Source organism: Nitrospira lenta (assembly GCF_900403705.1).
Taxonomy (GTDB): Bacteria; Nitrospirota; Nitrospiria; order Nitrospirales; family Nitrospiraceae; genus Nitrospira_D; species Nitrospira_D lenta.
Window position 1 is genome coordinate 365,717 of the sequence record NZ_OUNR01000012.1, and the last position, 24,058, is coordinate 389,774.

The window sequence follows — 24,058 nt, forward strand, 5'->3', positions numbered from 1 at the left end:
GATTCAGCCGCACGCGGCATATTTCGAGGACAGAGAGTGGATATGGAGTGGATCTGGTGGGCCGGGTTCCTTGTGCTGTTCATTACCGGCGGAGCTGCGTACTATTTGTGGCAGGTGTTTTCGGCTCAAACACGCGACGATTTCCGTGCGCAACAGCCTATCCTCCGGGTCACCAATATGTCTGCGATGACCGCAGGGAATATCCTCACGCTCATTCCGCAGCTCGAAAATGTTGGGCGCGGGGTGGCCTACGACTGTGTTTTGCATCTCGGGGGGTGGGAAGGCAGCTTTTCAGTGAAGAAAGTGTATCCACAGGGCCCGCGCTATCAGAAGCACGCGGCCTCGCTCGTGTTGGGGCCGGATACCCCGTTGCGGGCGAAGCCGCAGAGCCATGGCTATCTCCGATTGAGTTATCGGGATCGATGGGGGCTTAAGTACGATTGTTGGTACCCGGTCACTCAATCGCTCAGCACAACACCGCCGCTCCATAATATTCAGATCGACTTGGAGCATCCGGACGTCAACGAGCCGGCTCTCTCGTTCTGGAAGATGCGCGCACTGCTCCGAAAGAGCGCATTGCAGGAGTGATCTCGCTGTCGATGCCACTCCCGCGCGCGGTGTCCTCCTGCCTTAGCGGGCGTTCCCCTACCGGACTTGTTTCTCGCCAAGTGCCCATTGAGAGCCGGTTTGCGCCTGCTTGACGGTGTCTTTTTTCGGGGGCTATGCTGAATGAGCCCGGAGGTGCCGTATGAAGCCGGGGTAGCCCTCTCACCGCTGTTCACGCATCCCCTCTTTTTGTCCGCTGCTGAGCGCCCTCGCCGAGGTCCACCCTTCGAGGGCGTTGTTGTGTCTCCCACCATCATCAAGGAGGTTGCATCATGAAAACCTCACGTATTCTTGTGGCTGCATCCGTGGTCCTGCTGCTGGCCATTTCGCCGGCGTTTGCCAATCCCGATATGCTGCCGAAGCATCCAGGCTATCCGATGGGCAAAGCGATCGATCCGGTCAAAGGGCAATCCCTCGCCAACGATCCCGGTCAGACCAATGCGACGGGGGCAGGGTCGCTTGTGAACGCCGCCGCATTTGATGATAGCCATTCCAAGCAGAGCCTGTCGATCAATCGCAATAACGAGCGGATCATGGAGAAACCCGGCGCGGGAGTTTTGCCCACAGTGCAGGGACCGAACATTAAGATCGAACCGCCGGTAACGGAGGGAACCAAGGTCAATGCCTCGCCGCAATAACGGCGACTGACGGAGCGTGATCTGGCGTGGCCGGGCTACGGGTGGTGCGCCATCCTAGTCCGGCCATTGAGATGCAGATCTCTTGCCCCAACCAGCCTGAATGCCTGTCTTTCTGGCGAGTTGGCTTGTTCTTCCCACGCTGGCACAGTAGGATGGCGAGACTACTGCTTTATGTACAGTTCATATTGAGGAGGTATTGTTATGTCAGATCGTTCACTCGGCCTGCGTGGTGTGATTGCAGTGGTGGGACTGCTGCTTGGTGGCTGTGCAAGCGATGGCGCAATGGGAACAGCGGGAACAACAGGAACATCCGGGAGCGGGGCGGTGTTTGGCACGACAAAGAATATCGAGCGAGTTGCTGCCGGCGCGGTCGAAGACAATCTGAATGCCTGTATGGCGCGTATTCCCAAGGACGCCTCCAATGGTCAACGGATGCTGGCCGAGGAAAGCTGCCGCCGCGATCAAGCCAATCGCCGCTAAATCAGGGCATTGTCGTAAGGCGGCACGGGCAGGCGTGTCGTCTTACGGCAGGACTCCGCTCGTCGTGCGCCATTCTCTTTCACCGACAGGCAGAGCGATGGTTGGCGGTAAGCTTACGTAGCCGAACGGGTTGACCGGGATTTCGTGGCCGGCTTCTTCGGGGCCTTGGTCGAACGGTTTGCTTTTGGAGCGACAGGTGGAGAAGGCGAGACTTGTCGTTGCCGAATGGCGCTCGGTCTCGCCGGGGATTGCCGTTCTTTCACGGAGCTTCCAAGATCGTCGATCAGTGAGCGCAACGGCTCCGCAACCGACCAGGCCTGAGCGAAACACCCGCGTGGATGATGCGGCGCCTCGGCATCAAAAATCTCGGAGACCTGTCCGAGGCAGCCCTCGCTGAGATGAGCGTCGAGGCCATTCAAAAATCTTCTCGCTTCCGTGCGGGATTTGGCGTTCCGTCCAAAACTCTTGATCCAGGCCGTCACTAGCGGACCCAGGAGGAACGGCCAGACGGTGCCTTGATGATAGGCGCTGTCTCGTTCCAGCACCCCCCCTTCATAACGGGGACGATAGCGCGGATCGTCCGGTGATAACGTGCGAAGCCCGACCGGAGTGATGAGCTGTTTCTTCACGAGTTGAAGGATCTGTTGTGCGCGATCACGCGGGACCAGATCATGGCCCAGTGCGATGGCGTAGAGTTGATTGGGCCTTAAGGAGGTGTCGTTGCCTTCTGGCCCATCGATGACGTCGTACAGGTAGCCGCCTTGTTCGTACCAGAAGCGTTGCTGAAATGTTGCAACGGCTCGTTGCCGGTCTGTTCGGCATTGATCGGCGTACGATGCCTCGCCGAACAGACGGGCGAGGGTTTCTCCAACCCCCAAGGCGTACACCCACAAGGCTTGAATTTCGACCGGTTTGCCATGCCGCGGGGTGACAACCCAGTCACCAACCTTGGCATCCATCCAGGTCAGCTGGGAGCCAGGAATTCCTCCGGTGATCAAGCCGTCTTCATCCATTCGAATCCCGTAACGTGTGCCGCGCCGATAGCCATCGAGAATCTGTTTGACGGCAGGCCAGGCTGTGTCGCGGACACGGGCGTCATCCCGGGATGCGGTGAAGTAGCGATCAATGGCATGGATGAACCAGAGTGACGCGTCGATCGTATTGTACTCCGGCTGCTCGCCGGCGTCGGGAAAGCGATTCGGGATCATGCCTTCTGAGACGTGGGCGGCAAATGCGGCGATGATCTGCCAGGCGATTTCCACTTGACCGGTCACGAGGCAGAGCCCCGGCAACGAGATGAAGGTATCACGCCCCCAGTCGGTGAACCACGGATAGCCGGCAATCATTGTCTGCTGGTGACCCCGCTCGGACAGATAGGACTCTGTGACACGCCAGAGTTTGCCGGCTAGAGAGTCAGCCGTTGGCGCGTTCTGTGTGAGCGATGTGCGCCGGGTCAGCTCACGCTTGGCAAGAGCGGGAACATTGATTTGTCCGACGTCTTCACTCGTGAACGCCAGGGCTTGAACGGTTCCCGATGCGAGCATGAGCGCAAACTCTCCCGGTGACCACCAGTCTTCACTATGGTCGAGCCCGCGTTGCTGCTCGACGGGGAATTCGACCTGGCGAAACCACTCCGGGGCATGGCGATAGTCGCCGGTATGGAAGGCTCGTATGGGAGGGAGCGTGGAATAGGGCCGCCAGGTGACGGTCCCTGTCTCGACCGAAGCTTCCGTCGAGAGCTGTCCATTTTCGTGATGCGTGGCGTGGTAGTCGCGCCCGGTGAGTTTCGGTCTGACGCGAAGCATCGCTCGCTGCGCTTTTTTGCCCAGCAATCTCCATCGAACGATGACGAGATCACGTCCGTGGACCGTGAAGACCTCACGTTGGATCGTTGTGTTGCGGCACTCAAATGTCCAGGTTGGCCAGGGATCGGTCGTGAATCCCGTACAACACAGATAGCCGGACGGATGGATCGCGCCGGAATAGCAGTTGGTGGAGAGCGGAAAGGATTGCCCGTCGAGATCGAGCCACTCTTCCACCTGATTCACCAGCACGAACCGTTCGCTTGGTGGTTTGCGCGCGGTCAGCAAGAGTGCGTGGTACCGGCGGGTGTTGGCCCCGGCGACGGTGCCGGACGAGAAGCCGCCCCGCCCATTCGTTTCGAGCCATTCGAGGCTGAGTGTGCGGTCCAGGCTCTGGCAATCGTGGCTGTCGATGTTCACGTCAGGCTCCTAGCCGTCAGCGGCGTCACTCTCCCGATTGTTGAATCAACTTCGCCACCAATCCCGTCCATCCCGTCTGGTGACTTGCCCCGATGCCGGCGCCGTTGTCGCCATGGAAATATTCATAGAAGGGGATGTGATTTTGCCAGTGCTGGCCGTTTTGGAATCGTGTCGTTCCGCCGAATACCGGCCGCTTTCCTGCGGCATCTTTCAGAAAGATGTGCGTGAGACGGCGGGAGAGTTCTGCGGCGACCTGGCTCAGCGTGGCGTGGTGGCCGGACCCGGTCGGGTACTCCACCTTGTAGTGGTCGCCGAGGAAGTAATGAAATTTCTGCAGTGATTCAATCAAGAGATAATTGACGGGGAACCAGACCGGTCCGCGCCAGTTGGAGTTGCCGCCAAACAGTCCGGTGCTCGATTCCGCCGGCTCATAGTCCACGCGATGCTCATGGCCCATGACGTTCAGCACATACGGGTGGTCGCGGTGATACCGCGAGAGTGCGCGGATGCCGTAGGGCGAGAGAAACTCCTCTTCGTCGAGCAGGTACCCGAGCACGGACCGTAATCGATCGCGGCCGACGAGCGAAAGAAAGCGTCGAACGCCTCCCTCATACGATCGGATCTCGATATGTTGCGCAAAGTCCGGCCGGTTCTCGATAAACCACTGCATGCGATGCTTGAAGCGCGGCAGGCTGTCGATCAATTCCGAGTCAAGAGTCTCGACGGCGAAGAGCGGGATCAGCCCGACCATGGAACGGACCTTCATGTGTCGGGTCTCACCGTTCGGCAGATGCAGCACGTCGTAGAAGAATCCGTCCTCACGATCCCAGAGTTCGATTTTTTCTCCACCGATGTTGTTCATGGCGCGGCAGATATAGACAAAGTGTTCAAAGAATTTGCTGGCTACATCCTCGTACGTGCGGTTGTCACGGGCGAGCTCCAACGCCATGGTGAGCATGTTCAGACAATACATCGCCATCCAGCTAGTGGCATCCGATTGCTCGATGCGGCCGCCGGTCGGCAGCGGGGCGCTGCGATCGAAGACCCCGATATTATCGAGGCCCAGGAATCCCCCTTGGAAAATATTCTTCCCATCGGCATCTTTGCGATTGACCCACCAAGTGAAGTTCAACAGCAGCTTGTGAAAACAGCGTTCTAAAAAGCGTCGGTCGCCGACGCCGTGGCGTTTCTTGTCGATCTTGTACACGCGCCAGACCGCCCAGGCATGGACCGGCGGATTCACATCGCCCAACGCCCACTCGTAGGCCGGAATCTGTCCGTTCGGATGCATGTACCATTCGCGCAGCATCAGCACGAGCTGTTCTTTGGCAAAGGTTGGGTCGACGAGTGCGAGCGGAATGCAGTGGAACGCCAGATCCCACGCGGCGTACCAGGGATACTCCCACTTATCCGGCATCGAGAGCACGTCACCGTTATAGAGATGAGTCCAGTCGACGTTGCGGCCTTTGAGGCGTTCGCGGGGAGGTTCCGGCATGCTGGCATCGCCTTTCAGCCAGCGATTGACATCGTAATGATAGAACTGTTTGTTCCAGAGCAGACCGGCGAAGGCTTGGCGTTGCACCTGGCGCGCATCCTCCGAGAGCGTGGCCGGGGCGAGGCTGTCGTAGAACTCATTGGCTTCCCGAAGTCGTGCATCAAAGACCGCATCGAAGTCCTGCTTGGTGAACTCCGGAGTCTGCTCTTCGTTGGTAAAGCGCAGGCGGATTGTCTTCGTCGCGCCAGGCGCGAGAGTGAATGCATAGTGGGCGGCGGCTTTGGTGCCAATCTGGTCCGGATTAACGGTATCTTTCTCTCCGGCCACCACGTAGTCATGAAAGCTGTCTTTCACATACTTGGCGCCATCCTGGTCGCCATAGAGACGCCGGGTATTCGTTTCGTTTTCCGTGAAGAGGAGCGGTGGTTGCCCCTCGCAGAGCAATCGCCGTTTGCCATAGTAGTCGTGATTCGTTTCGATCACGCTCATTTGGTTGGTTGGCTGGCCCTGTTTCAGTCTCGGGCGGCGAATATCCGATCCCCAAGACCAGGTGTTGCGAAACCACATGGTCGGCAACACGGTGAGCGTGGCGGCCTCAGGCCCGCGATTGACGATCTGAATTCTGATGCAGAGATCTTCTACCGTTGCCTTGGCGTATTCCACGAACACATCAAAGTAGCGATTGTCGTCAAAAATTCCGCTGTCGACTAACTCAAATTCGAGAGCCTGGCGGCCACGTCGTCGGTTCTCTTCTACTAACCGGGCGTAAGGGAACGCGGTCTGCGGATACTTGTAGAGATATTTCATGTAGGAGTGCGTCGGTGTGGAATCGAGGTAGAAGTAGTACTCTTTGACATCTTCCCCGTGGTTGCCTTCATTACTGGTGAGGCCGAAGAGGCGCTCCTTCAAAATAGGGTCCTGTCCGTTCCAGAGGGCGACGGCGAAACAGATCATTTGATGGCGGTCGCAGATGCCCGCGATTCCGTCCTCGTTCCAGCGGTAGGCTCGTGATCTGGCATGATCGTGCGGGAAGGATTCCCACGCGGTGCCGTGTGGGCTGTAATCTTCGCGTACGGTGCCCCAGGCTCGTTCACTTAAATAGGGGCCCCAGCGTTTCCAATGGCGCTGACGCTGGGTGTCTTCATCAAGGCGGTGTTGCTCGGCGAGGAGCGGAGATGAGGAACTCGGCGGGGGCTGGGGAGATGAGGCCATACGACTCCTTCGGTCACAACAGTATGAAGCTAGAGTCGGTCGATTTCGAAAATTACTGTAGTAACCTAATCCCCAATACTACCGGCCGTCAATCGGCGGCCTGGGCGATCGCTCAGGTGAACGCGGGGCGGTCAAGGGAGCGGAGGAAGCGAGTCCAGATGACCTGGTCGAGTTGCTGATGGGCACGTATGGGAAGGCGGATGAATTCAACGCCGAACATGCAGCCTTTGACCCAGCGGATTTTGCCGAGTTCAATCGCCAGGGAGGGTGCTTGATCAGGCATCAAGACATGGAGTCGCACATAGCTGCCGGAGAGGACGGTGCGATCGCAGGCGATCGCGCAGCCGGAAGCGGACAGGTCCGTCAAGATGCCTTCGCCGACAAAAGGAGCACCACCAAACACGACGGGGTAGGTGACGGGAAAGCGATCCGTGGAGCGGGCCTGGAGAGCGTGAATCATGTGGTACCCTGTGTGATCCTCAACAGGGTAGCGGTTCATACAGCGGTCTACTACCCCTCAGAGGAGGGGCCTGGGGAAGGCTCCGTCGGTCAGGGGGTCTTGTGAGCAGGTTCGATGGGGATTGGCGCAGGTTGCTCAAGGCGTTCGATGACGTCTTGTTTTAAACGCGTGGGTTCTTCGATCCGGTTATCGCGCTGAATGATCGTGAGTTCTTTCGCTTTCCGTTGGCTCAGCTCGGCAATATCGTTTTCGTCACGGATCAGATGCGGGGTGAGGAAGACGAGCAGGTTGAGTTTTTCTGTCTGTTTGCTTTGGTAGCGGAAGAGCCACCCCAGCCATGGAATGTCTCCGAAGAACGGCACCTTCCGTTCGCTGAGCGTAACGTTGTCTCGAACGAGTCCTCCCACCACGATGGTTTGGTTGTCCCTTGCAATGGTGGTGGTTTCCATTGAGCGTTTGGTGGTCGTAGGGCCGACCGGGATGGACGCGGTGCCCGATCCGATCGTCTGGGCAACATTCTCGGCGATGGCAGTGATTTCCTGCTTGAGTTCCAGGCGGATCAGATCATCTTCCAGGACCTGCGGGGTCAATTCCAGTGTGACGCCGACGTCTTTGCGCTCAATGGTCACCAACGTTCCTCCGGTGATGCCTTGAGCTTGCCCGGTCGGAAACGGACGGTTTTCACCGACGACGATTTTGGCTTTCTGGTTATCGGCGGCCAATACCTGCGGGGTCGAAAGTATATTTGTGTCGGTGAGGCTCATCAGCAAGTTGAGAAACGCCCGGACGTTGATGGTGTTGAGAACGGTGACGGAACCACCTGAGGCCACGCCGCTGATGGTTTGAGCGATGGCGGCTAGGTCTTCCGGAGCGCGATTGAACCCTGCAATGCCTTGCATCGCACCTGATTTGCCGGCGCCGATGACCTGCAAGGGATCGGTTCCGATCTGTCGGAGGCGATCAACCTGCACTTCCAGGATCACGGCCTCAACGAAGACTTGTTTTCTGCGGGTGTCCAAATCACGAATGACCGATTGGATCCGGCTATAGGCCGATTTGGTGGCGCTGACTACGATGGAATTGGTGGCTTTGTCGGCAAACACTTGGACGGGAGCTTCAAATTCCGTCAGGGGGCGCAGGGGCGGCCTGGCACCGGGGGCTGTTTGCGCGACCGTTTGGGATCGGGCGACGAGGTTGGTCAGGACCGCCGCCAGATCGGTTGCGTTGGCATGCTTGAGTTTATAGACGTAGACGCCGCGCTCAGGAGGGAGTTCTCCCATCGGCACGATCTGATAGACGCTGCCCTTGGGAACGACGGCAATCCGGCTGACCTCCAGAGCCGCCACAAACATGCTGTAGGCCTGATCCGGTGTGACTTTGGTCGGCGAGAACACCGAAATCTTTCCGCCCAACTTCTTGATCGCCTCGTCCAAGACGAAATTTTTGCCGGTCAATTCACTGATGAAGCGAACAAAAACAGGAATCTCAACCTCGTTGAAGTCGAGGGTGATTTTATTGGAAGCGGACGCAGCGGTTTCTGCGTGGCTTATCGTGGGAAACGGCCCAGCAGAGAGCACTGCTGCCACCACAAGCCATGAATATTTTAAGGGAATGCGCCGGTGCGCATGCAACGATCGATCAGTCAGCACGCAGCCTCAATAAGAGAGTGGGTCAATGGAAGGGGGATCCCTTTGACATGCAAGCTATCACACGAAGGCGGGTGAGACAACCGGAGCGGGGGTTTTGAACAGCGAGATTGCCGGTAAGAAGATGGAGGGCTATATGGCGCAATGATCTCTCGGCTTGAGAAGGAGTGTCTTGTTTGGTTCGTGCTGTGTGGCCGCAACCGTCAGTGGGGCCCGCTTTCTCCGTCGGTGAAGGTGGCTGGCACCGCAGAGGCTATTGTTCCATTACGAAACTCATCTGGCTGGTGCTCAGGATTCATCCTCGTGGGCGAGGGGCAGAGCTTGCCGCGTGCCGCGCTCATCGCCAATGACTTTCCGAAGTTTTCAGCCACGGCATGTTTGAGCAAGAGCCAGAGATCATCATCAAGGTCACTGTATCCTTCGATAAGTGTGAGGAGTTCGGCTAAAGGGTGGCGACCTTGAGCCAGCGCGGTGACGTCCGGATGGAGCTCAGGGCCAGCGTGGTCGTGAATGGCCTCACGCAAGGCGCGTGATTTGGCTTGGCTCTCGCTGAGCGGCGCGAAGTCCGGTTGGTCACGGTGTACGAGTGAGAGCAGTCGATCCAGCACGGTCAATGCTCGCATGCGCGCCTTTTCTTGTTGCGCGCGTTTGCGTTGGGCTTCTGCGGCCATTTGCAGCAGCGCCTCAAGCTCCTTCATCGACCCGATCTCTTCTGCGGCGGCATTCGGAGTTTCCGACATCAGGCCGACGAGTTCGATCGCCCGAGCTCTGAGGTCGGTGAAGTTCCGGCGGGACGCGGCGATTTCCTCAATCAAACTTTCCGACGGAAGCACGCCGGTGGTTCTGACTTGCTCGGCCACTTCCGAGAGCCGTTGCCCCAGGTGCTCAAAACTTTTTGTGACGAGAGAAAAATCCTGCAGGAGATCAGTGTGCGCTGTGTCCATGGACATCCTCCCTTGGGTAAATGGTCAATTCGGTAAGACGCTGCGATGTTCGGCATTTCTGGATTCGGAGTCCACATCTGCGCTCATATGGACTGACGGGATCATTTGGTCATAGCCGTGCCGCAGAGCCAAGAATTGGGAATCAAGTGTCCGAATAAGAACAACAGAGAAATCAAATGAGGGATTGAGCCAATCGGCTGAGCGGCTCAATCTGTTGGAACGGTCAGACATGCATGTGTGCCATGTGAGGGTGCAACGCACACTACTCATATATAGCCGGGCCATCATTGTCCATATGTGGCGGCCAGTCAATACATCTCTTTGATTATTATGGCTCTATCCTGCACTCCCAAACGACCCTAGGTATAAAAGAAATCGCGTTGGGTATACGGGGGGTACGATGGCGTTCAGTAGGGGAAGTAAGTGAGGAAGAGGAGCATTCGAGCAAGCAGGGGCATTCTAGATGAACCAGTGGCACGGAACCTGCGATCTTGTGCTCGACAAGAAAATTCGTGACCAGATGGCGTGCTCGGATGAATTGGGCTCATGGATTGTCTGTAATCACCCGATAGATAGAGGAACGTGGAAAATACGAAGGCATAAATCATGGACTCTCAGCGGCTTCAAACAAAAGTTCAGGCGTTTGCCCACCGGCTTCTTGAGGAAGCCAATGGGGATCCTGTTCGAGCACTCGGACTTTTAGTTCTGGTGTTGGAAGATTCCGAGCTGGAGTCGGCAGATCATGCCCACCGGTTGGTCGCGGAAGTTCGAAAAGTCCTCCTTCCTCAAGACTTTTCCGAAGTCGGTCAGCCGGTTCAACATCTTGCCGGAGATCCATCATGGGAAGGTGTTCAGCACTGTCTGCGTTGTGGAAAAGTATTATGTAAGAGCGCCGCGAATCAGGAAGGCGGGACGACCTATCCGTCCGGGTATGTCTATGAAGTAGGTTCGCGCTTTACCATCGAGGATTGTGATGAGTTCGAGCCCTGCCAGTAACGTGTCGCTGTGCCTTCTCGCCATTGTCTCGATCCAATCACTAGTACTCGAAACATCGGATGCAGGCCCGCTGATTTGAGCTAAGCGGCCTCATCCTTTGCGACGGCGTCGGTTCCGCGCTGGTCCTTTACAAACACGCTTCCCTTGTGGGCTTTCGCGAGCTTTTTCAGCTCAGATGCGATCTTGCTGACATCGCCGGGATGATCGATCGGGTGGTGGCTGTTTGTCACGACCGCAATCGATAAGCTCATCATGGGGAATTGTTCGTGGTTCCCTTTTCGGTCGACGGAATCGATATAGCCTTGCAGCCGATCGTCGCGATCGTAAAAATCAGGAATCACTAGGTCGAACCGTTTAATCACGGTTTCGCAAATCGCGTCGATATGATCGGGGTGGCTCATAAAGACAAAGTCATCGCCGCCCACATGGCCCACGAACCCTTCTATTCCGGCACGTTCACCGACGACTGTCGTGAGAATACGACAGGCTACCACCAGTACCTCGTCCCCCCGACCGTATCCATACCGGTCATTGAACGACTTGAAATTGTCGACATCAAGATACGCCAACGCGAAGGGTTTGCCGCTCTCAATGCGGGCGGTCGTTTCGAATAGGATACTCGTGTTGCCGGGAAGTCGGGTGAGCGGGTTGGCGTCCAGCGACCGGGTCAACCGACTTAAACAGAGACGCACGCGGTGGACGATTTCATCCGGGCGATAGGGGAGGCAGATATAGTCATCGACGTCGACGCTGCCCCAGTCGACATCGTTGAGGCGAATGTCACGAATCAACACGATCAATGGCAGTCGTCCGAGAAAGGGATCGTTCTTAAGATGTCGGGTGAGAGATTCTACCGATCGGCCGCTCGTTCCTTCAGCTGCCAGGATGACGTGGGGGGGATTGTGGACAAGCTCGTGCAGCGCGATGGTGGTGAGATCTCCGCCAGCTACCTGAAAGCCGGCTTTGGTGAGGATGCCGGAAAGGATGGCGATTTCGCCAGGATCGTTGTGAAGTATCAGGACGCGCTGGGTTGCCGTGGGCTTCGTCATAGGTAGTCATCGATCGCAAGGAATTCTTCTGAAGCTCTGGAGATGCAGCCTGCCAGCGATTCCGTATCGAGCCCGACCAAATCCCAGGCCTGCCGGGAGAGGGGCGGAACCCATTCGTCGCCGGGGTGTCCGCAGGCCATCCCTTTGACCAGCACGTCCGCGACGTGTACGACGGCTGTTTGCAGCTGGGCATCCTGTGCCGCTCCCGGTTGGTGGTGGAAGAGAATCGGTTCGCGCAATGTGGCAGGCAGATGCCAGGCGTTGGCCAGCCAGCCGCCGACATCGGCGTGAGATACTTCATACAGATCTTGTTCAACGAGCATCATCGGGCGATCGCCGGATGGATTGGCGGTCTTGATCTTTTTCCCCACATCCGGCCATTTCACATACAGAATGACTTTACCGATGTCATGAAGCAATCCCGCAACGAAGACTTCTTCGACATTCTTCATCTCCAACCGTTTACCCAGGAGTTGTGCGGTAATGGCGACCCCCAATGAATGTCGCCAGAGCTGATCCAGCCCGGCATCTTTCATGATGTCGTGCGCAGTCGCACAGAGGGTCAACCCTTTGACTACGTTGAGTCCCAACACGACGACGGCGTGGGGAACCGACGCGATGCGTGAGGGAAATCCGTAAAAAGGTGAATTGGCTAGCCGCAACACCTTTGCCGCGAGGACCTGGTCTTTCTCGATCAGGGAGCCGATCTCCTCTGCGGACACGTTTGGCCGTCCGATCATGGAGGCGAGCTTTTGCACGACGTGCGGTAACGTCGGCAAGTCGCCAAGTTGTTCAATGCGGTTTCGAAAGTCGGTCGCCGCTGATGGACTCATGATGCAGGCGCCCCTTTCTCAAGATCGGCTGTTCCATGGGTACTGTGAAGATGTTCTCGCAGAGCCGCGAGAATGGTCTGTTGAAGCGGATCTTGGCCTACGTGCCGAAAGCGATGTTCCAGCTCAACCTCCAGCTCCGCCAGCGTTTTGCCTCCGGCCGAGCCAGCCTCGCCCTCAACAAAGACGGATGGGAGGTCCAGCTTCTTGAACCGCGCGATCATCACGTCATCCAGGATGGCCCCTTCAGCAACGACCGGCAGTCCCGCGGAGTTCGTGACCGGCTTCGCGAGGACCATTCCCGGTAATAATTCGGTCAGTATCACTCGTTTCATCAGAAAATTCTCCGAGTTCCAATATCGTCACAACACTCCCGTCCTCTCAGGGCAAGGAAGCAAGAGAGAGGAATGAGACACATCCACTCCGTGCCTCTCTTATCGGATCTTGTGCTCCATTTCTGAAGGTTTGCACTGCTTCTTGTGTTTTAGAGGGACTTTGGAGGGACGATGTTTGGTGCATGATTTGATGAATTAAGGATGGAGTCGGCAGGAACTCGTCATCTCGATCGCCGTAACAGAATTCCGCCATTCCGTTCAAAAATGGTGAATTGATCAAGAGCCGAAGAGAGAGACCTTTGGCCAGGTGTCAGTAATTCAACGGGTTGTGCGCAGGAACATTTGAAGTAGAGGGGGGCACCTAGCTTGCAGTCTCGTGGGCGGTTTGGCTCCCAGGTGCGGAATAATCGGCGAGAATATTCGATTGGTCCAAATCAGCCACCAGTACGGCTTATAACCCTGTTGTGATCTGCTAGAGTTACTATCGTGCGTGCTGATAAGAAAATTCCGCTCAAAGCCGACAAGAAGGTTCCATCCCGTAGTCACAAGCGGGGTGTGATCGGATACAGCAAGAAGTCCGCTCTTCTCGAAGATGCCATTACCCAAATGAATGCGGGGAAGTATGGCCGGTCGTCAGCCGCGCTGAAAGAATTGCTGGCGCTCGATCCTGCGAATATGGAGGCGCGGCGGCTGTTTGCCACCCTTCATCTTCGATTGGGGAGCCTGCTCCCGGCGAGGCAGGCCTTCGAATCATTGGCGAACGAGGCGCTTGAACGACAAGACTACTGGCTGGCGGAATCGTTACTCCGCGAGTATCTCGCAGCCGGTCCCCGGTGTGTCCCCTTCATTGAGAAATTGGGATCGGTCTACCAGGAAAAGGGAGATGCACTCGCCGCGTCCGAAGAGTTTGCCAAGGCGATCGACATTCTCATCGAAGACCCTGACCCTGATCGCCCTGCCTTGCCGACTGAACTGTATGCCAAGATTCGTGAGCTAGCTCCGGCTAGTCCTCCTGCATTCCGTCTCGCATCCCATTTCGATGCACAGACAGGAGAGTTAATCGCCCGTGTGGCGATTGCGCCGAGCTTGACCCAGGATGACGCCCTAGCACCGCCTATGGCGGTTGAGTCATCGGAATCCGCAGCGCCGAGTCCATCGACCTTGCTGGCTGACCCGGTTTCCGGCGTCATGCCGTGGGATGATGTATCAGCCGATACTTCGGTATTGTCAGCCCAGAGCGTACAACCTGATATTTCAGATCAGTTCGCTTCATCGACAGTGGGTCCGCTTGAATCGACAGCTGAATTACCCGCCGCATCGGAGGCTGTTCCGCTTGCGGAGGAGATTTCTGCTCCAGAGGGCGCTTCTTTTGATCGAGTTCCGGTGGAATCGAGTTTGAGTCTCTCGCTCCCGATTTCAAGCAGTGAGAGCTCATCTCCGATTGCGCTTCAGGACGCAGCGCCCACCAGTCTTTCGCCAATGCATGAGGAGACAGTGGGGGCGGTTCGTGTCTCGCCGGATGTGGAATGGGGCGTGGCTTCTTTGCCAATACCCCAAGATTTTGTGCCCACCAGTTCGAATGAGATGACTCATGTAGCTGAAGCGGTGCAGTCTTCTCAATCGGATGTGTCTGCTACGGTGTCGAGTCCCATATCGGATACTCTCGCTGCTTCATTGCCTTGCGAGCAGGTTCAGGAAGCAACCGTTGCGAGTCCTCAACCGGACAGGGAATCTCTCTCGGCGGATTTTCAGAGCGCAGAGTCCATCGTTTCGGGGGCGCAGGAAGATTCACCAATCAAGGTCATGTCTTCTGATGAGTCAGGTGGGGCGCAAGAAGAAGAGTCTTCCGTATTGGCGGGGATGGGCACAACGCTGTCGTTAGCCACAACCGAAGAATATTCACCGGATGTGGCTTGGTCAGCACCGGACATGGCGGCTACTGAGCCGGCGAGTTCGTATTCACCGGCACCGGAGCCAGCTCAGACAATTTCTGACTTGGAGGAACAGCGGTCGGATGGACTGGCTGAGTCTGTGCCTTTACCTATGCCATGGGAGCAGGCACAGGAGTCGCCGATTCGTGTTGAAGAATTCACGCAGGAGCCTATCGTTCTGCCAGAAGCGACTCCGGATTCACTTCTGATTCAACGACAGGAAGTATCTCCCCCTGACGTCAGCGATCAGATTTCCGCGGAGGCTATCGCGCCTTCTCCCGAGCTTGGCAGCCTAGCGTCGCACGACACGCTGTCCGCTCCGACCGGCGATGTTCCGTTTTCGCCGGAGAGCCTCGCTGCTCCCGAGCCGAGTCCAAAGATCGGGGAGTTTTCGTGGGCCTCAATTTTCAACAGTGCCTGGACATTTGGCTCGTCGTCTCCGGCCCCGCACGACTCCCTCCATTATTCATCGCCGGGTGAACCATCTGAGTTTGCGGCACCAGCCATATCCCAGGAGGCTGTAGACAGGCCTATCCTCTACGAGGAACAGACGCCGGCTATCTCCTTGGAGGTGATGTCGGAATCGGTGCCAATGTCTGCAAGTGATGTAGAGCCGGTGATCTCACGGATGCCTGAGGAGCAGGCCCACCACGCGTCCGTTACGATTCCATTCGCTGATAGTGCTCCGAGCGCACCCGATGAGGTTCTGGAAGAGTGTAGGGTTGTGCCTGTCGAGCTGCCTGAGAATGTCGTTGTTCCGGAAGAGCCGGCGGTAGCTCCTGTCTATACGGATGAACGAACGGACGCAGTCGTTTCTGTGGAGATTTCAGAATCAGTGTCCGCATCTGTCAGTCTGGCCGAGCCGGCAGTCTCGCCGATATCTTGGGACCAGGTCCAAGATACGCCTGCCCCGATTTCATCCGCTGACATTGCCATGGATTCAGGCGACCCATTGGGGGAGCCTCCGGCGATGCCGGTTGCGCCCATCGATATTCTTGATGCAGCCGTCGCTCACGATGTTCCGCAAGTTCTTGCTCCGGTCGAAGCCCCGGCAGTCTCGCTGGATGTTCGCATCGAAGAATCTCGGTCTCTGGAGGCGGTTCCCGTTGAGTCGGCGGAGCCTGCGTTCCGTTTCAAGGATTCCATTCGCGCCGAAGAAGGGACGCCAGCAATTGGCGAGGAGCTGCAGGCGCACCATCCAACGGTATCCGCTATACCACCGGCAGACGTACCATCGGCTGTGAGCTCGGTACTGGCCGATGACCATGCATTGGTACATTCCGAGGAGTTTCGAATCGTGTCCCAGGTCGAGCCGGCGTCTGTCGCTCAAGAATCGATCGAGCTGGACGCGCCAGTTTTGAGTGCAGCGCCAGCTCTTGCGCCCTCTCTTTCTTCGGAATCGGTTCCGCCAGTGTTGCCGCAGGAGTTGTTGCCGGTCCTGCAGACGCTGGTCGATCAACTGTCGGTGGTGACCAACACGATTCCTGCAACTTCTGCTGAGTCAAGATCTTCGGAGCGTGCTTCTGAAAGCCAAGAGGGCGCTTCGGAGGCCACAACGTTACGAGAGCCGTCAACGGCGCCGAGTTCCGCGGAGCTCGCGGCGAATCCCTCATCGGCACAGATGCCTCCGGCTGAAGATGGGCCGCTGTCGCAGTGGAAGACCGGTGAAGTGGCCGTTCAAACTCATCGTCCTTCGGCCAAGAAACGAAAACATTCGATCGAGCCGGCCTCTGAAGTTCCGGCCGTCATACTACCGCTTGACGATTTGCCGGCAGCTCCTGCTGATTCGGTATCCCAGGCGGATTCGATGGTCATCGAGGCAATCGAGACAGTGGTGCCGACTCCTCCGACTGTTCAGGATAAAGAAGAGTGGATTCGAACCGGCGAGGCCATTCGGTTCATCGATCCGGTTGTAGCCGAGCCTGTCCATCTGATGCCGCAGGCCTCTCCTGTGCCAGATGACGAAAGCCCGGCAGCCTCCGCACCGTCGGCGGCCGCGTCGGCCGTCGATGTGCTCTTTCAGTCATCGGGGCGTCATACGCGAATCCAGACGGCTGAGCGAACGGTTGCTCCCAAACCACGTCCTCGGTTGAGCGCGAAGCTGGCACGCGTCCGTATTGGGTTGTCGGTGCTCATAGGTTCCTGCTTCTCGACGACGCGTGCACTCGTGGCGTCGATTGTGGGGCTGGGGGTGTTGTCCGTGGCGATTGTGGCAATGGCCATTGGGGCAGTGGGTTTGACCTGGCTGGTGATGGAAGAAAAGCCGAGCCCGGCATTTCAAAGTCTGACGACGCCCCCGCAACGTGTCATGACGGACTCCGGAAAAAACGGATATCTGCTCTTGCTCGGATTTGAGGCAGGGGCGACGGCGGATCCGGTTCAGGCTGGGTACGAACGAAAATCTGACGCCAAGGATGGAGGGATGGCCGCGGTCTGCTATGGTGAAAATGAGGGCGTGACCGGAGCCAATCAGAAGAACGCGTCGGCGAGCGTGGCGCAGGATTGGTATCGGTCGGCGGATCCGGCTGGGCAGTTCAAGGTCCGAGCGGACAGCCTGAAAGACTGGACGAGCCAGGCGAATGTGTCCCTCGGCCGGTATCGGCAATGGCTCAAGATGCCGTTCGAGGATTGGGGGTATGGGCAGGCGGTGACGCCACCCTGTGCGGCGATTCTCTTCGCACATCGGCTGCATGTGGCGGAAGGGTTTAGTCAAGGGGCAAATCCTGACGCCGGAGTTGAACGGCTGGAGGGGGATATGGAAGCTTGGCGGACCACGCTGAGCCAGGCGAAGACCCTTCCCGTCAAGGTGATGGCTCTACAAGCGATCAACGATGATATTGCGGTTGCCTCAGGACTGCTGGGCAAGCCGGACTTCGATGGGAAGACGCTTCCGCAGATCACCAAGATGCTTCGTCCGCTCGATCCGGTTGAGTCGTCGATGCGGTGGCCGATGCAAAGTCAGTTGGTCTTGGCGGCCAAATCGTACGAGTCGCAACTCGATACTGACCGGAGTGAGGACGTGCCGCTCCATGTCAGCGTGGCCAGCATGCTGCCGTTGCCGAAACAACGGCGATTCAACGACTACGCTGAATACTACGAATCGTCCTATAAAGCTGCCGGAGAAGGCCGGTATGGCGCCATGCCAAAGCGCTCCGCGTATATCAAGCATCCGGCGACCGGTGTCATGGACTATGTGACCAATCCGATAGAAAATATTATCGGTATCGATCCGCTTCCGGCCTGGGATCATTACAATGGTCTGGTCATCGATACCGATGCGCATCTCCGTCTGGCGAGTCTGCAAGCTTGGTTGCGGCGGGGTCCGCAGGACGCCGATCTCCTCGCGCGGATCGCCAAAGCCGGTCAGCGCTTCTATGATCCCTATACGGGCCTCCCGATGTTGGTCAATCTCAAGCGAGGGGTCATGTATAGCGTGGGACACGATGGCAAGGACCAAGATGCGGACCCGCAGCAGGACGTCGTCGTCTCTATTCCTTCCAACCAGCCTGCGGTTGCAAGTGCCAAAACCGCTCCGAAGTCGAAGTAACCTCACGGTTTCAGGTCTTACCGCACAGTCGAGATTCTGCTGGCTACCGCGGTTATGTCCCCCATCGGTGTCAACCCACGGCTCCTCAAGACGTTTATATCAGGAGGCGGCTCTTTCGAACCGGGAGTCGCATGGAATGCACGCCTTGACCTGGAGAGCCGATCTCATGACAATCAGTTGTACGGCGCAGGATCGTGTTCCGTCAGCATCGAGGTGAGGAGCTGCGAATGGCACTCGCTCGCCGCCTGACACCGGCCCACAGCGGTCAATGTTATCTCGGTGGGAGGATCTCGACTCTGGAGGAGACACGGGCGCTTGATCGATTTTTAGCCGGGGTCGAACGCCGCGCGTTTCGGATGGCACAGATCGCCACGGGACACGATGACGAAGCGCTCGATCTTGTGCAGGAGGCCATGCTCAAACTGGTCGAGCGGTATGGTACGCGCGACGAAGCCGAATGGGGGCCGTTGTTTCATCGGATTTTACAATCCAAGATTCGCGATTGGTATCGGCGGACAAAAGTTCGGTCCCGCTGGCATCTTTGGCTGGGCCGTGATGAGGACAGCGAGGAGGCCGGCGATCCATTGGACGCGATCGCTGATACGACGACTCCGGCGGCAGACCACCAACTAAAGGTCAAAGAGGCTTCGTCGGCGCTCGATGCGGCCTTGCGAACGCTGCCTCTCCGACAGCAGCAAGCGTTCTTACTGCGGGCCTGGGAAGAACTCGATGTGGCGCAAACGGCGGCGGCGATGGGTTGTTCCGAAGGGAGTGTGAAGACGCACTATTTTCGCGCCATTCACACGCTTCGAGCACAATTAGGACAGCATTGGCCATGAGTCAGGATCTGCAGCACAGCGACCATGAGTTTGTCGGCCAGGCCAAGGGCGTATTGGATCGCGCCCTCGGCGAGGTGGATCATGCGACGGCCCTCCGACTGCAGCAGGGACGGCTAGCCGCGTTGGATGCGCGCGCGCGCCGGTCTTCCTGGCGTATCTGGGCTTCCGGCCTGGCCGTCGCCTCGTTCGCGGCGCTGGCCCTGCTGCTCTGGACGCAACCGGCGGCGCCTCCTCAGCATGCGGCCGTACCATTGGATGATTTCGAGCTCGTCACCTCTGTCGAGAATGTCGAGCTAGCCGAAGATCTCGAGTTTTTCCATTGGCTGGCCGACGATGACCAGACAGGGTAGCAGGCATGCGGGCCTTGGTTGGTGGATGTGCTGCGCGCTGCTGTGGATGGCGGTATCGGCGGCTGCCGCGCCGCCTGAGGTCATGCCAGTGCCGGATGCGGACTTCCTGGAATTTTTAGGGAACTGGCACACGGGCGATGGCCGATGGGTGGATCCGTTTCATGCCGCTGATTTATCCAGTGCCGAGGCGGTGACTTCGCCAAAGGGCCAGCGACCTGGGCCGACGCAAGACATGCCGCGAACGAATCGACGGGAAACCCGTGAAGGGGCCGATCAGCACAATGCTCGTCCAATCGATGCCATGCAAGAGATGAAGCGATGATAGGACTGGTCCTCAATATTATGCTGTTGTTTGGCTGGAGCCTTGCGTCCTGGGCCCAGGCTGAAGTCCAAGGCGTGCCGTGGAGCCAACTGAATCAGCAGGAGCAACAGCTGTTGCAGAAATTCAATCAGGACTGGGATCAGTTGCCGGTGGATCGTCAGGAACGCTTGCGCAACGGCGCGCGGCAGTGGGCGGACATGAATCCCGAAGAGCGGACCGAGGCACGGCAGCGGTTCCAGGAGTGGCGGCAGATGTCCCCGGACGATCAACAGCGATTGCGAGAACGGTTCCAGCGATTTCGTGAGTTGCCGCCGGAAAAGCGCGAGGCGATTCGCAACGCGCGCCAGTGGTTTCGGTCGTTGCCGCCTGAGGAGCGCCAGGACATGCGCCAGCGCTGGAAGAATATGACGCCCGATGAACGGCGCGCGCTTCGCCGACAGTTCAAAAAGAACTTCGGGGCCGACGGGTCTGCTCCACCCTCAAATCAATTTCCGCACCGCGACCGGCCATTCCGTCCTAATCGCTAAGCGATTTCTGATGTGTGCTTGACAGTGTCGCACGCATTCCACAGAATCACTCAGCGGTGAGTCTTGTCTCTGGAGCATGTCCAGACTGCGCGTCTATTTCAGGAGATCAATCGATGAAAAGCGAAATTCTTTATCCGGGGGCGTTCCCGATGGTGCGTGTCGAGTTGGCGGCCGGGGAGCACATCAAAGCCGAATCGGGCGCGATGGTGGGTTCTTCGCCGACCGTGGACGTCGAAAGTAAGATGGAGGGCGGCTTTCTTGGGGCGCTCTCGCGCAAGCTGTTGACGGGGGAAAAGTTCTTTTTCCAGACCTTGCGGGCCAGCCGCGGGCCGGGCGAGGTCTTGCTGGCGCCGACGGTGCCGGGCGAAGTCGTCATTCTGGAGCTCGACGGTGTGAACGAATACATGGTGCAGAAAGATGGGTTCCTGGCGGGCGCCGAGGGCATCAACATCGAAAGCAAAATGCAGAGTTTGAGCCGCGGACTTCTGGGCGGCGAAGGATTTTTCATTTTGAAGATTGGCGGCAAGGGAATGCTGGCGATGAATAGCTTCGGCGCTATTCATAAGATCGAACTCAGGCCGGATCAGGAATACATCGTGGACAACAGCCATCTCGTAGCCTGGTCCGCGACGACCTCGTACAACATCGAGAAAGCCGCGTCCGGTTGGGTTGCCAGCTTCACGTCCGGCGAAGGGCTGGTATGCCGTTTCCGTGGACCGGGGATCGTCTATATCCAGAGCCGGAACCCGGGCGGCTTTGGGTCTTGGATCAGGCAATTCATCCCGGTGTCGGAATAACCGGCGGCTGACAATGGCAACTATCTCACCCGCCAGACTCCCGCGCTGTATTCTCGGCTTGATCCAATCCTCAACGGACTCCATATGAGGAACGAGCTGTCTTGGCAGTTTGGAACGGGCGGGTGGAAACAGTCACGCCTCCGGTTGCTGTTCGCTTGCGGCCTCGTTCGAGACCATTTCGAGCAGCCGGATAACCTCTAAATGGCCACTACGTTTTCTCCCAACGCCCTCTGTTTCGGTGAGGAGTTCCCCGCCAGCGGTGCCCCCTGTCTTGTCCAAATTGAAGGCGATGGGCTCACGATTACCCATGAGCTGACAGAACCGGCTGCTCCATCTGAGCGAGTCCTGTTTACGGGGCTGACGGTGTCTGCCGGTGGGCTGGATCATGATCATCTCGTCTTGAAATGGGGGGAGGGTGGGCAGGCGCGCACGCTATACCTCAAACATCCCGACCTCATTCGAGCCTTTCGTGAAGCGGCGCCGGACCACTTGAGTCAGCCGTTCGAGCAGGCCGCGGAGCGAGTGCGGCAGGTCCGCCACCGGCATCGCGTCATGTGGGCTTCTGTCGGCGGGTCTATCCTGGCCGTAGTGGTGGGGCTTTGGTTCGGAGCCGATCTGCTGGTGGAGATGGCGGTCAGTCGGATTCCAGTCGAGTGGGAGCAGAAGCTCGGCGAAGCCGCCTACAAGGATTTTCTCAGTCATCAGGACGTGATGAAAGAGGGCCCTGCCGTCAAGGCTGTCGAGGAGATGACGCAGCGCTTGGCGGAGCAGATTCCGGACAATCCCTATAAGTTTCAGGTGACCGTGGTGAAGAGCGATGTCGTCAATGCGTTTGCGCTGCCGGGCGGCTACGTGGTCGTCTTTACTGGGTTGATGAAGAAAGCGGACAGCGGAGAGGAAGTAGCGGGCGTGTTGGGGCATGAGCTCAACCACGTGTTGCAGCGCCACGGGATGGAGCGGATTGTGAAAAGCTTGGGCGTGATGACGGTGGTCGCGATCATTGTCGGCGACCAGCAGGGGCTCATCGGATTGATGCGCCAAGTCGGTGTCGAATTGCTGACGCTGAAGTTCGACCGCGCGCAGGAAATGGAAGCCGATCTCACCGGGTTGCAGTTGGTGTATCGCGCGAAGATCGATCCTCGCGGCATGATTACGTTCTTTGAGAAGCTTTCGGAGAAGGACGAGGGCCGTATCGAGTGGTTCTCGACGCATCCGATGAGCCGCGCGCGGGCGGACCGATTGCAAGCCGAGCTCGCCGCGTTACCGAAGCGGACGTCGGAGCCCTTCACCTTTGAGTGGAAAACCGTGCAGGATGCGCTCGGAGGTTCACCCGTTGCGATTCCGTGAAGCGTCGAATTATTGACAATTTGCAAGGTGAATTCTATATTCTTGCTCGGTTCCTAGGTGAACTTGCCGAGTGTGGCATAGGGTGCATACGGTATCGTCTGGTTCTTAACTCAATCTAAGGGGGATTTCATGAAAAGAGTATTGATGTCGCTGAGCGTAGTGGTATTCGCAGGGATGTTGTCGGCTTGTGCCGGAGTGGGCGGCTACACGCAGCCTGCGGGGATGACGCCAACGGCGTGGATATTTATGGAAACAACGTCCGGTGGAATCTTGCATGACAACGGTGCAACTCCGACGAAGGTTGGCAAAGCCTGCGGGACGAGCATCATGGGAATCGTTGCAACTGGCGATACCTCTGTCGAGGCGGCGATGAATCAAGGGGGCATCAAGAAGGCGGTCTATACCGAACAGTATATCAAGAGTATCATGGGATTCTTCGTTGAAGTCTGCACCGTCGTCAAGGGGAACTAATCGGGCGCAAGTCCGGTCATGAGGGCAAGGGCCTCGAAGCGTGGGTGGCGGGTTGCCATCCACGCTTTTTTTTACCTTCTGTCCTGGCTCCATCTGGTTGACGCGAGAGGAATGGCTGTGCGTAGGCTGTGTGCAGATGGTTCGCTTGTGCCGGAGAGAGAGCCTGAAACCCGCATGGTGTATGGATGAAATTGTCGATTCATAGAATGCCGGCGCTGTTCAGGGTCATCCTCGCGGGAGGAGTGATCGGGGGCCTGTCTTTGCTGGGCGGCGTGGTAGAGCTCTCACGAGTGTGGGCGGCAGAGTCCGCTGATGTGTATGTGAGTGTGTTTCTGGCGGGTGGATTTCCTGACATTCACGGAATGACTCTGGCGGGGCAAAATGTGAGTGTCGTGAATGCCAGAAATCAAGTCGGGGGAGGCGCCAGAGTCGGGCTGTTTCCGCAATTTACCGAGCGCATAGTTGGAATCGAGTTGGAATATTTCGGGACGACGGGAAAGTTATCGGCCTCCAATAGCAGCGGCGCCGAAGGCGGAGCGCATTTGACCGTGCTGAATAGCATGGTCAATCTCATCGTCCGGCGGCCAACGGGGGCTGTACGGCCTTACGGAGGAGTGGGAATAGGATATTCAGGAGGAGTGCTCCATCGGGCAGATTTCCCCGGACGCGCCAATCGGGACATTGATTCGACTCCGGGGTTTGCCTATCAGTTTTTGGCGGGGGTTCAGTGGGATGTCAGCGCCAGAACGTTTCTATTTGTCGAATACAAACATCTAGTGACGGGGTTCCATTGGAAAGGAGTGGCCCTCGACTACCAAACCAACTACGCCGTTGGAGGAATTGGCTGGAGCTTCTAGCCCTGAGCCGCCGTGTGATCCCATCGACAAGAAAATTCTACGATCAGTTGGTCGTGCTGCCGCCATACGCGGAGTGGATTGCTTTGTGCAGAACAGAGGGGCCGCTTTGCAGGCGATCGGGTCTATCAATGGTTTTCAGCGGCCGGTCGGTGAATCG

21 protein-coding genes are annotated in these 24,058 nt (G+C 57.6%); 13 read left to right on the top strand and 8 right to left on the bottom strand.

Going from position 1 to position 24,058, the window contains the following annotated elements:
* The first annotated feature begins 42 nt into the window (after positions 1-42).
* The 3 genes from NITLEN_RS08075 to NITLEN_RS08085 all read left to right on the top strand — a co-directional run bounded on the left by NITLEN_RS08075 (position 43) and on the right by NITLEN_RS08085 (position 1,724).
* Positions 43-588: a hypothetical protein gene (locus tag NITLEN_RS08075; protein ID WP_121989086.1), complete on the top strand. Its 546-nt coding sequence runs from the start codon at positions 43-45 to the stop codon at positions 586-588.
* Between the two features lie 290 nt (positions 589-878).
* Positions 879-1,244, top strand: a complete 366-nt coding sequence (locus NITLEN_RS08080; protein WP_121989087.1) for a hypothetical protein — start codon at positions 879-881, stop codon at positions 1,242-1,244.
* Between the two features lie 201 nt (positions 1,245-1,445).
* The gene (locus NITLEN_RS08085) at positions 1,446-1,724 is read left to right on the top strand and encodes a hypothetical protein (protein WP_121989088.1); all 279 of its coding nucleotides are present in this window, start codon (positions 1,446-1,448) and stop codon (positions 1,722-1,724) included.
* A gap of 113 nt (positions 1,725-1,837) precedes the next feature.
* On the opposite strand, the gene NITLEN_RS08090 is transcribed toward NITLEN_RS08085, so the two are convergent.
* From NITLEN_RS08090 to NITLEN_RS08110, 5 genes are all read right to left on the bottom strand, one after another.
* Complete coding sequence (locus NITLEN_RS08090; RefSeq protein ID WP_121989089.1) at positions 1,838-3,946, bottom strand: amylo-alpha-1,6-glucosidase; 2,109 nt, start codon at positions 3,944-3,946, stop codon at positions 1,838-1,840.
* A gap of 25 nt (positions 3,947-3,971) precedes the next feature.
* Complete coding sequence (locus tag NITLEN_RS08095) at positions 3,972-6,653, bottom strand: MGH1-like glycoside hydrolase domain-containing protein (protein WP_121989090.1); 2,682 nt, start codon at positions 6,651-6,653, stop codon at positions 3,972-3,974.
* 112 nt (positions 6,654-6,765) lie between these two features.
* Complete coding sequence (locus tag NITLEN_RS08100) at positions 6,766-7,113, bottom strand: PilZ domain-containing protein (RefSeq protein WP_181416723.1); 348 nt, start codon at positions 7,111-7,113, stop codon at positions 6,766-6,768.
* A gap of 89 nt (positions 7,114-7,202) precedes the next feature.
* Positions 7,203-8,762, bottom strand: coding sequence for a secretin N-terminal domain-containing protein (locus tag NITLEN_RS08105; RefSeq protein ID WP_121989092.1), 1,560 nt, complete (start codon positions 8,760-8,762; stop codon positions 7,203-7,205).
* Positions 8,763-8,962: 200 nt separating this feature from the next.
* On the bottom strand, positions 8,963-9,703 hold the full coding sequence (locus NITLEN_RS08110) for a hypothetical protein (RefSeq protein WP_121989093.1): 741 nt from the start codon (positions 9,701-9,703) through the stop codon (positions 8,963-8,965).
* Positions 9,704-10,309: 606 nt separating this feature from the next.
* Here NITLEN_RS08110 and NITLEN_RS08120 point away from each other — a divergent pair.
* Positions 10,310-10,699: a hypothetical protein gene (locus NITLEN_RS08120; protein ID WP_121989095.1), complete on the top strand. Its 390-nt coding sequence runs from the start codon at positions 10,310-10,312 to the stop codon at positions 10,697-10,699.
* 80 nt (positions 10,700-10,779) lie between these two features.
* Here NITLEN_RS08120 and NITLEN_RS08125 read toward each other — a convergent pair whose 3' ends face one another.
* The 3 genes from NITLEN_RS08125 to NITLEN_RS08135 are packed head-to-tail and all read right to left on the bottom strand — an operon-like array spanning position 10,780 to position 12,913.
* Positions 10,780-11,748, bottom strand: coding sequence for a GGDEF domain-containing protein (locus tag NITLEN_RS08125; protein ID WP_121989096.1), 969 nt, complete (start codon positions 11,746-11,748; stop codon positions 10,780-10,782).
* Positions 11,745-12,581, bottom strand: coding sequence for an HDOD domain-containing protein (locus NITLEN_RS08130; protein ID WP_121989097.1), 837 nt, complete (start codon positions 12,579-12,581; stop codon positions 11,745-11,747). The genes NITLEN_RS08125 and NITLEN_RS08130 overlap by 4 nt, the downstream gene beginning before the upstream one ends.
* Positions 12,578-12,913, bottom strand: a complete 336-nt coding sequence (locus NITLEN_RS08135; protein ID WP_146216138.1) for a hypothetical protein — start codon at positions 12,911-12,913, stop codon at positions 12,578-12,580. Before NITLEN_RS08135 ends, NITLEN_RS08130 begins: the two co-directional genes overlap by 4 nt.
* Before the next feature lie 486 nt (positions 12,914-13,399).
* Here NITLEN_RS08135 and NITLEN_RS08140 point away from each other — a divergent pair, with 486 nt between their 5' ends.
* From NITLEN_RS08140 to NITLEN_RS08180, 9 genes are all read left to right on the top strand, one after another.
* Positions 13,400-18,391, top strand: coding sequence for a hypothetical protein (locus NITLEN_RS08140; protein WP_121989099.1), 4,992 nt, complete (start codon positions 13,400-13,402; stop codon positions 18,389-18,391).
* 227 nt (positions 18,392-18,618) lie between these two features.
* The gene (locus tag NITLEN_RS08145) at positions 18,619-19,230 is read left to right on the top strand and encodes an RNA polymerase sigma factor (RefSeq protein WP_121989100.1); all 612 of its coding nucleotides are present in this window, start codon (positions 18,619-18,621) and stop codon (positions 19,228-19,230) included.
* Positions 19,227-19,580 carry a hypothetical protein gene (locus NITLEN_RS08150; RefSeq protein ID WP_121989101.1) on the top strand — a complete coding sequence of 118 codons (354 nt, stop codon included), beginning with the start codon at positions 19,227-19,229 and terminating at the stop codon, positions 19,578-19,580. Before NITLEN_RS08145 ends, NITLEN_RS08150 begins: the two co-directional genes overlap by 4 nt.
* Entirely contained in the window at positions 19,564-19,902 is a 339-nt protein-coding gene (locus tag NITLEN_RS08155) for a hypothetical protein (RefSeq protein ID WP_146216139.1), read from the top strand. Before NITLEN_RS08150 ends, NITLEN_RS08155 begins: the two co-directional genes overlap by 17 nt.
* The gene (locus tag NITLEN_RS08160; protein ID WP_121989103.1) at positions 19,899-20,429 is read left to right on the top strand and encodes a DUF3106 domain-containing protein; all 531 of its coding nucleotides are present in this window, start codon (positions 19,899-19,901) and stop codon (positions 20,427-20,429) included. The genes NITLEN_RS08155 and NITLEN_RS08160 overlap by 4 nt, the downstream gene beginning before the upstream one ends.
* Positions 20,430-20,542: 113 nt before the next feature.
* The gene (locus NITLEN_RS08165; protein ID WP_121989104.1) at positions 20,543-21,226 is read left to right on the top strand and encodes a TIGR00266 family protein; all 684 of its coding nucleotides are present in this window, start codon (positions 20,543-20,545) and stop codon (positions 21,224-21,226) included.
* 201 nt (positions 21,227-21,427) lie between these two features.
* Positions 21,428-22,573 carry a M48 family metallopeptidase gene (locus NITLEN_RS08170; RefSeq protein ID WP_121989105.1) on the top strand — a complete coding sequence of 382 codons (1,146 nt, stop codon included), beginning with the start codon at positions 21,428-21,430 and terminating at the stop codon, positions 22,571-22,573.
* Between the two features lie 129 nt (positions 22,574-22,702).
* On the top strand, positions 22,703-23,044 hold the full coding sequence (locus tag NITLEN_RS08175) for a TRL-like family protein (RefSeq protein ID WP_121989106.1): 342 nt from the start codon (positions 22,703-22,705) through the stop codon (positions 23,042-23,044).
* Between the two features lie 185 nt (positions 23,045-23,229).
* Positions 23,230-23,901 (top strand): outer membrane beta-barrel protein, encoded by a 672-nt coding sequence (locus tag NITLEN_RS08180; RefSeq protein WP_121989107.1) that lies wholly within the window; start codon positions 23,230-23,232, stop codon positions 23,899-23,901.
* Positions 23,902-24,058: the final 157 nt, after the last annotated feature.

Bases quoted from the DNA above. Each gene is read 5' to 3' on its own strand.
- NITLEN_RS08075 (WP_121989086.1), top strand. From the start codon at position 43: ATGGAGTGGATCTGGTGGGCCGGGTTCCTTGTGCTGTTCATTACCGGC.
- NITLEN_RS08080 (WP_121989087.1), top strand. From the start codon at position 879: ATGAAAACCTCACGTATTCTTGTGGCTGCATCCGTGGTCCTGCTGCTG.
- NITLEN_RS08085 (WP_121989088.1), top strand. From the start codon at position 1,446: ATGTCAGATCGTTCACTCGGCCTGCGTGGTGTGATTGCAGTGGTGGGA.
- NITLEN_RS08095 (WP_121989090.1), bottom strand. From the start codon at position 6,653: ATGGCCTCATCTCCCCAGCCCCCGCCGAGTTCCTCATCTCCGCTCCTC.
- NITLEN_RS08100 (WP_181416723.1), bottom strand. From the start codon at position 7,113: ATGATTCACGCTCTCCAGGCCCGCTCCACGGATCGCTTTCCCGTCACC.
- NITLEN_RS08110 (WP_121989093.1), bottom strand. From the start codon at position 9,703: ATGGACACAGCGCACACTGATCTCCTGCAGGATTTTTCTCTCGTCACA.
- NITLEN_RS08120 (WP_121989095.1), top strand. From the start codon at position 10,310: ATGGACTCTCAGCGGCTTCAAACAAAAGTTCAGGCGTTTGCCCACCGG.
- NITLEN_RS08125 (WP_121989096.1), bottom strand. From the start codon at position 11,748: ATGACGAAGCCCACGGCAACCCAGCGCGTCCTGATACTTCACAACGAT.
- NITLEN_RS08130 (WP_121989097.1), bottom strand. From the start codon at position 12,581: ATGAGTCCATCAGCGGCGACCGACTTTCGAAACCGCATTGAACAACTT.
- NITLEN_RS08135 (WP_146216138.1), bottom strand. From the start codon at position 12,913: ATGAAACGAGTGATACTGACCGAATTATTACCGGGAATGGTCCTCGCG.
- NITLEN_RS08145 (WP_121989100.1), top strand. From the start codon at position 18,619: ATGGCACTCGCTCGCCGCCTGACACCGGCCCACAGCGGTCAATGTTAT.
- NITLEN_RS08150 (WP_121989101.1), top strand. From the start codon at position 19,227: ATGAGTCAGGATCTGCAGCACAGCGACCATGAGTTTGTCGGCCAGGCC.
- NITLEN_RS08155 (WP_146216139.1), top strand. From the start codon at position 19,564: ATGACCAGACAGGGTAGCAGGCATGCGGGCCTTGGTTGGTGGATGTGC.
- NITLEN_RS08160 (WP_121989103.1), top strand. From the start codon at position 19,899: ATGATAGGACTGGTCCTCAATATTATGCTGTTGTTTGGCTGGAGCCTT.
- NITLEN_RS08165 (WP_121989104.1), top strand. From the start codon at position 20,543: ATGAAAAGCGAAATTCTTTATCCGGGGGCGTTCCCGATGGTGCGTGTC.
- NITLEN_RS08170 (WP_121989105.1), top strand. From the start codon at position 21,428: ATGGCCACTACGTTTTCTCCCAACGCCCTCTGTTTCGGTGAGGAGTTC.
- NITLEN_RS08175 (WP_121989106.1), top strand. From the start codon at position 22,703: ATGAAAAGAGTATTGATGTCGCTGAGCGTAGTGGTATTCGCAGGGATG.
- NITLEN_RS08180 (WP_121989107.1), top strand. From the start codon at position 23,230: ATGAAATTGTCGATTCATAGAATGCCGGCGCTGTTCAGGGTCATCCTC.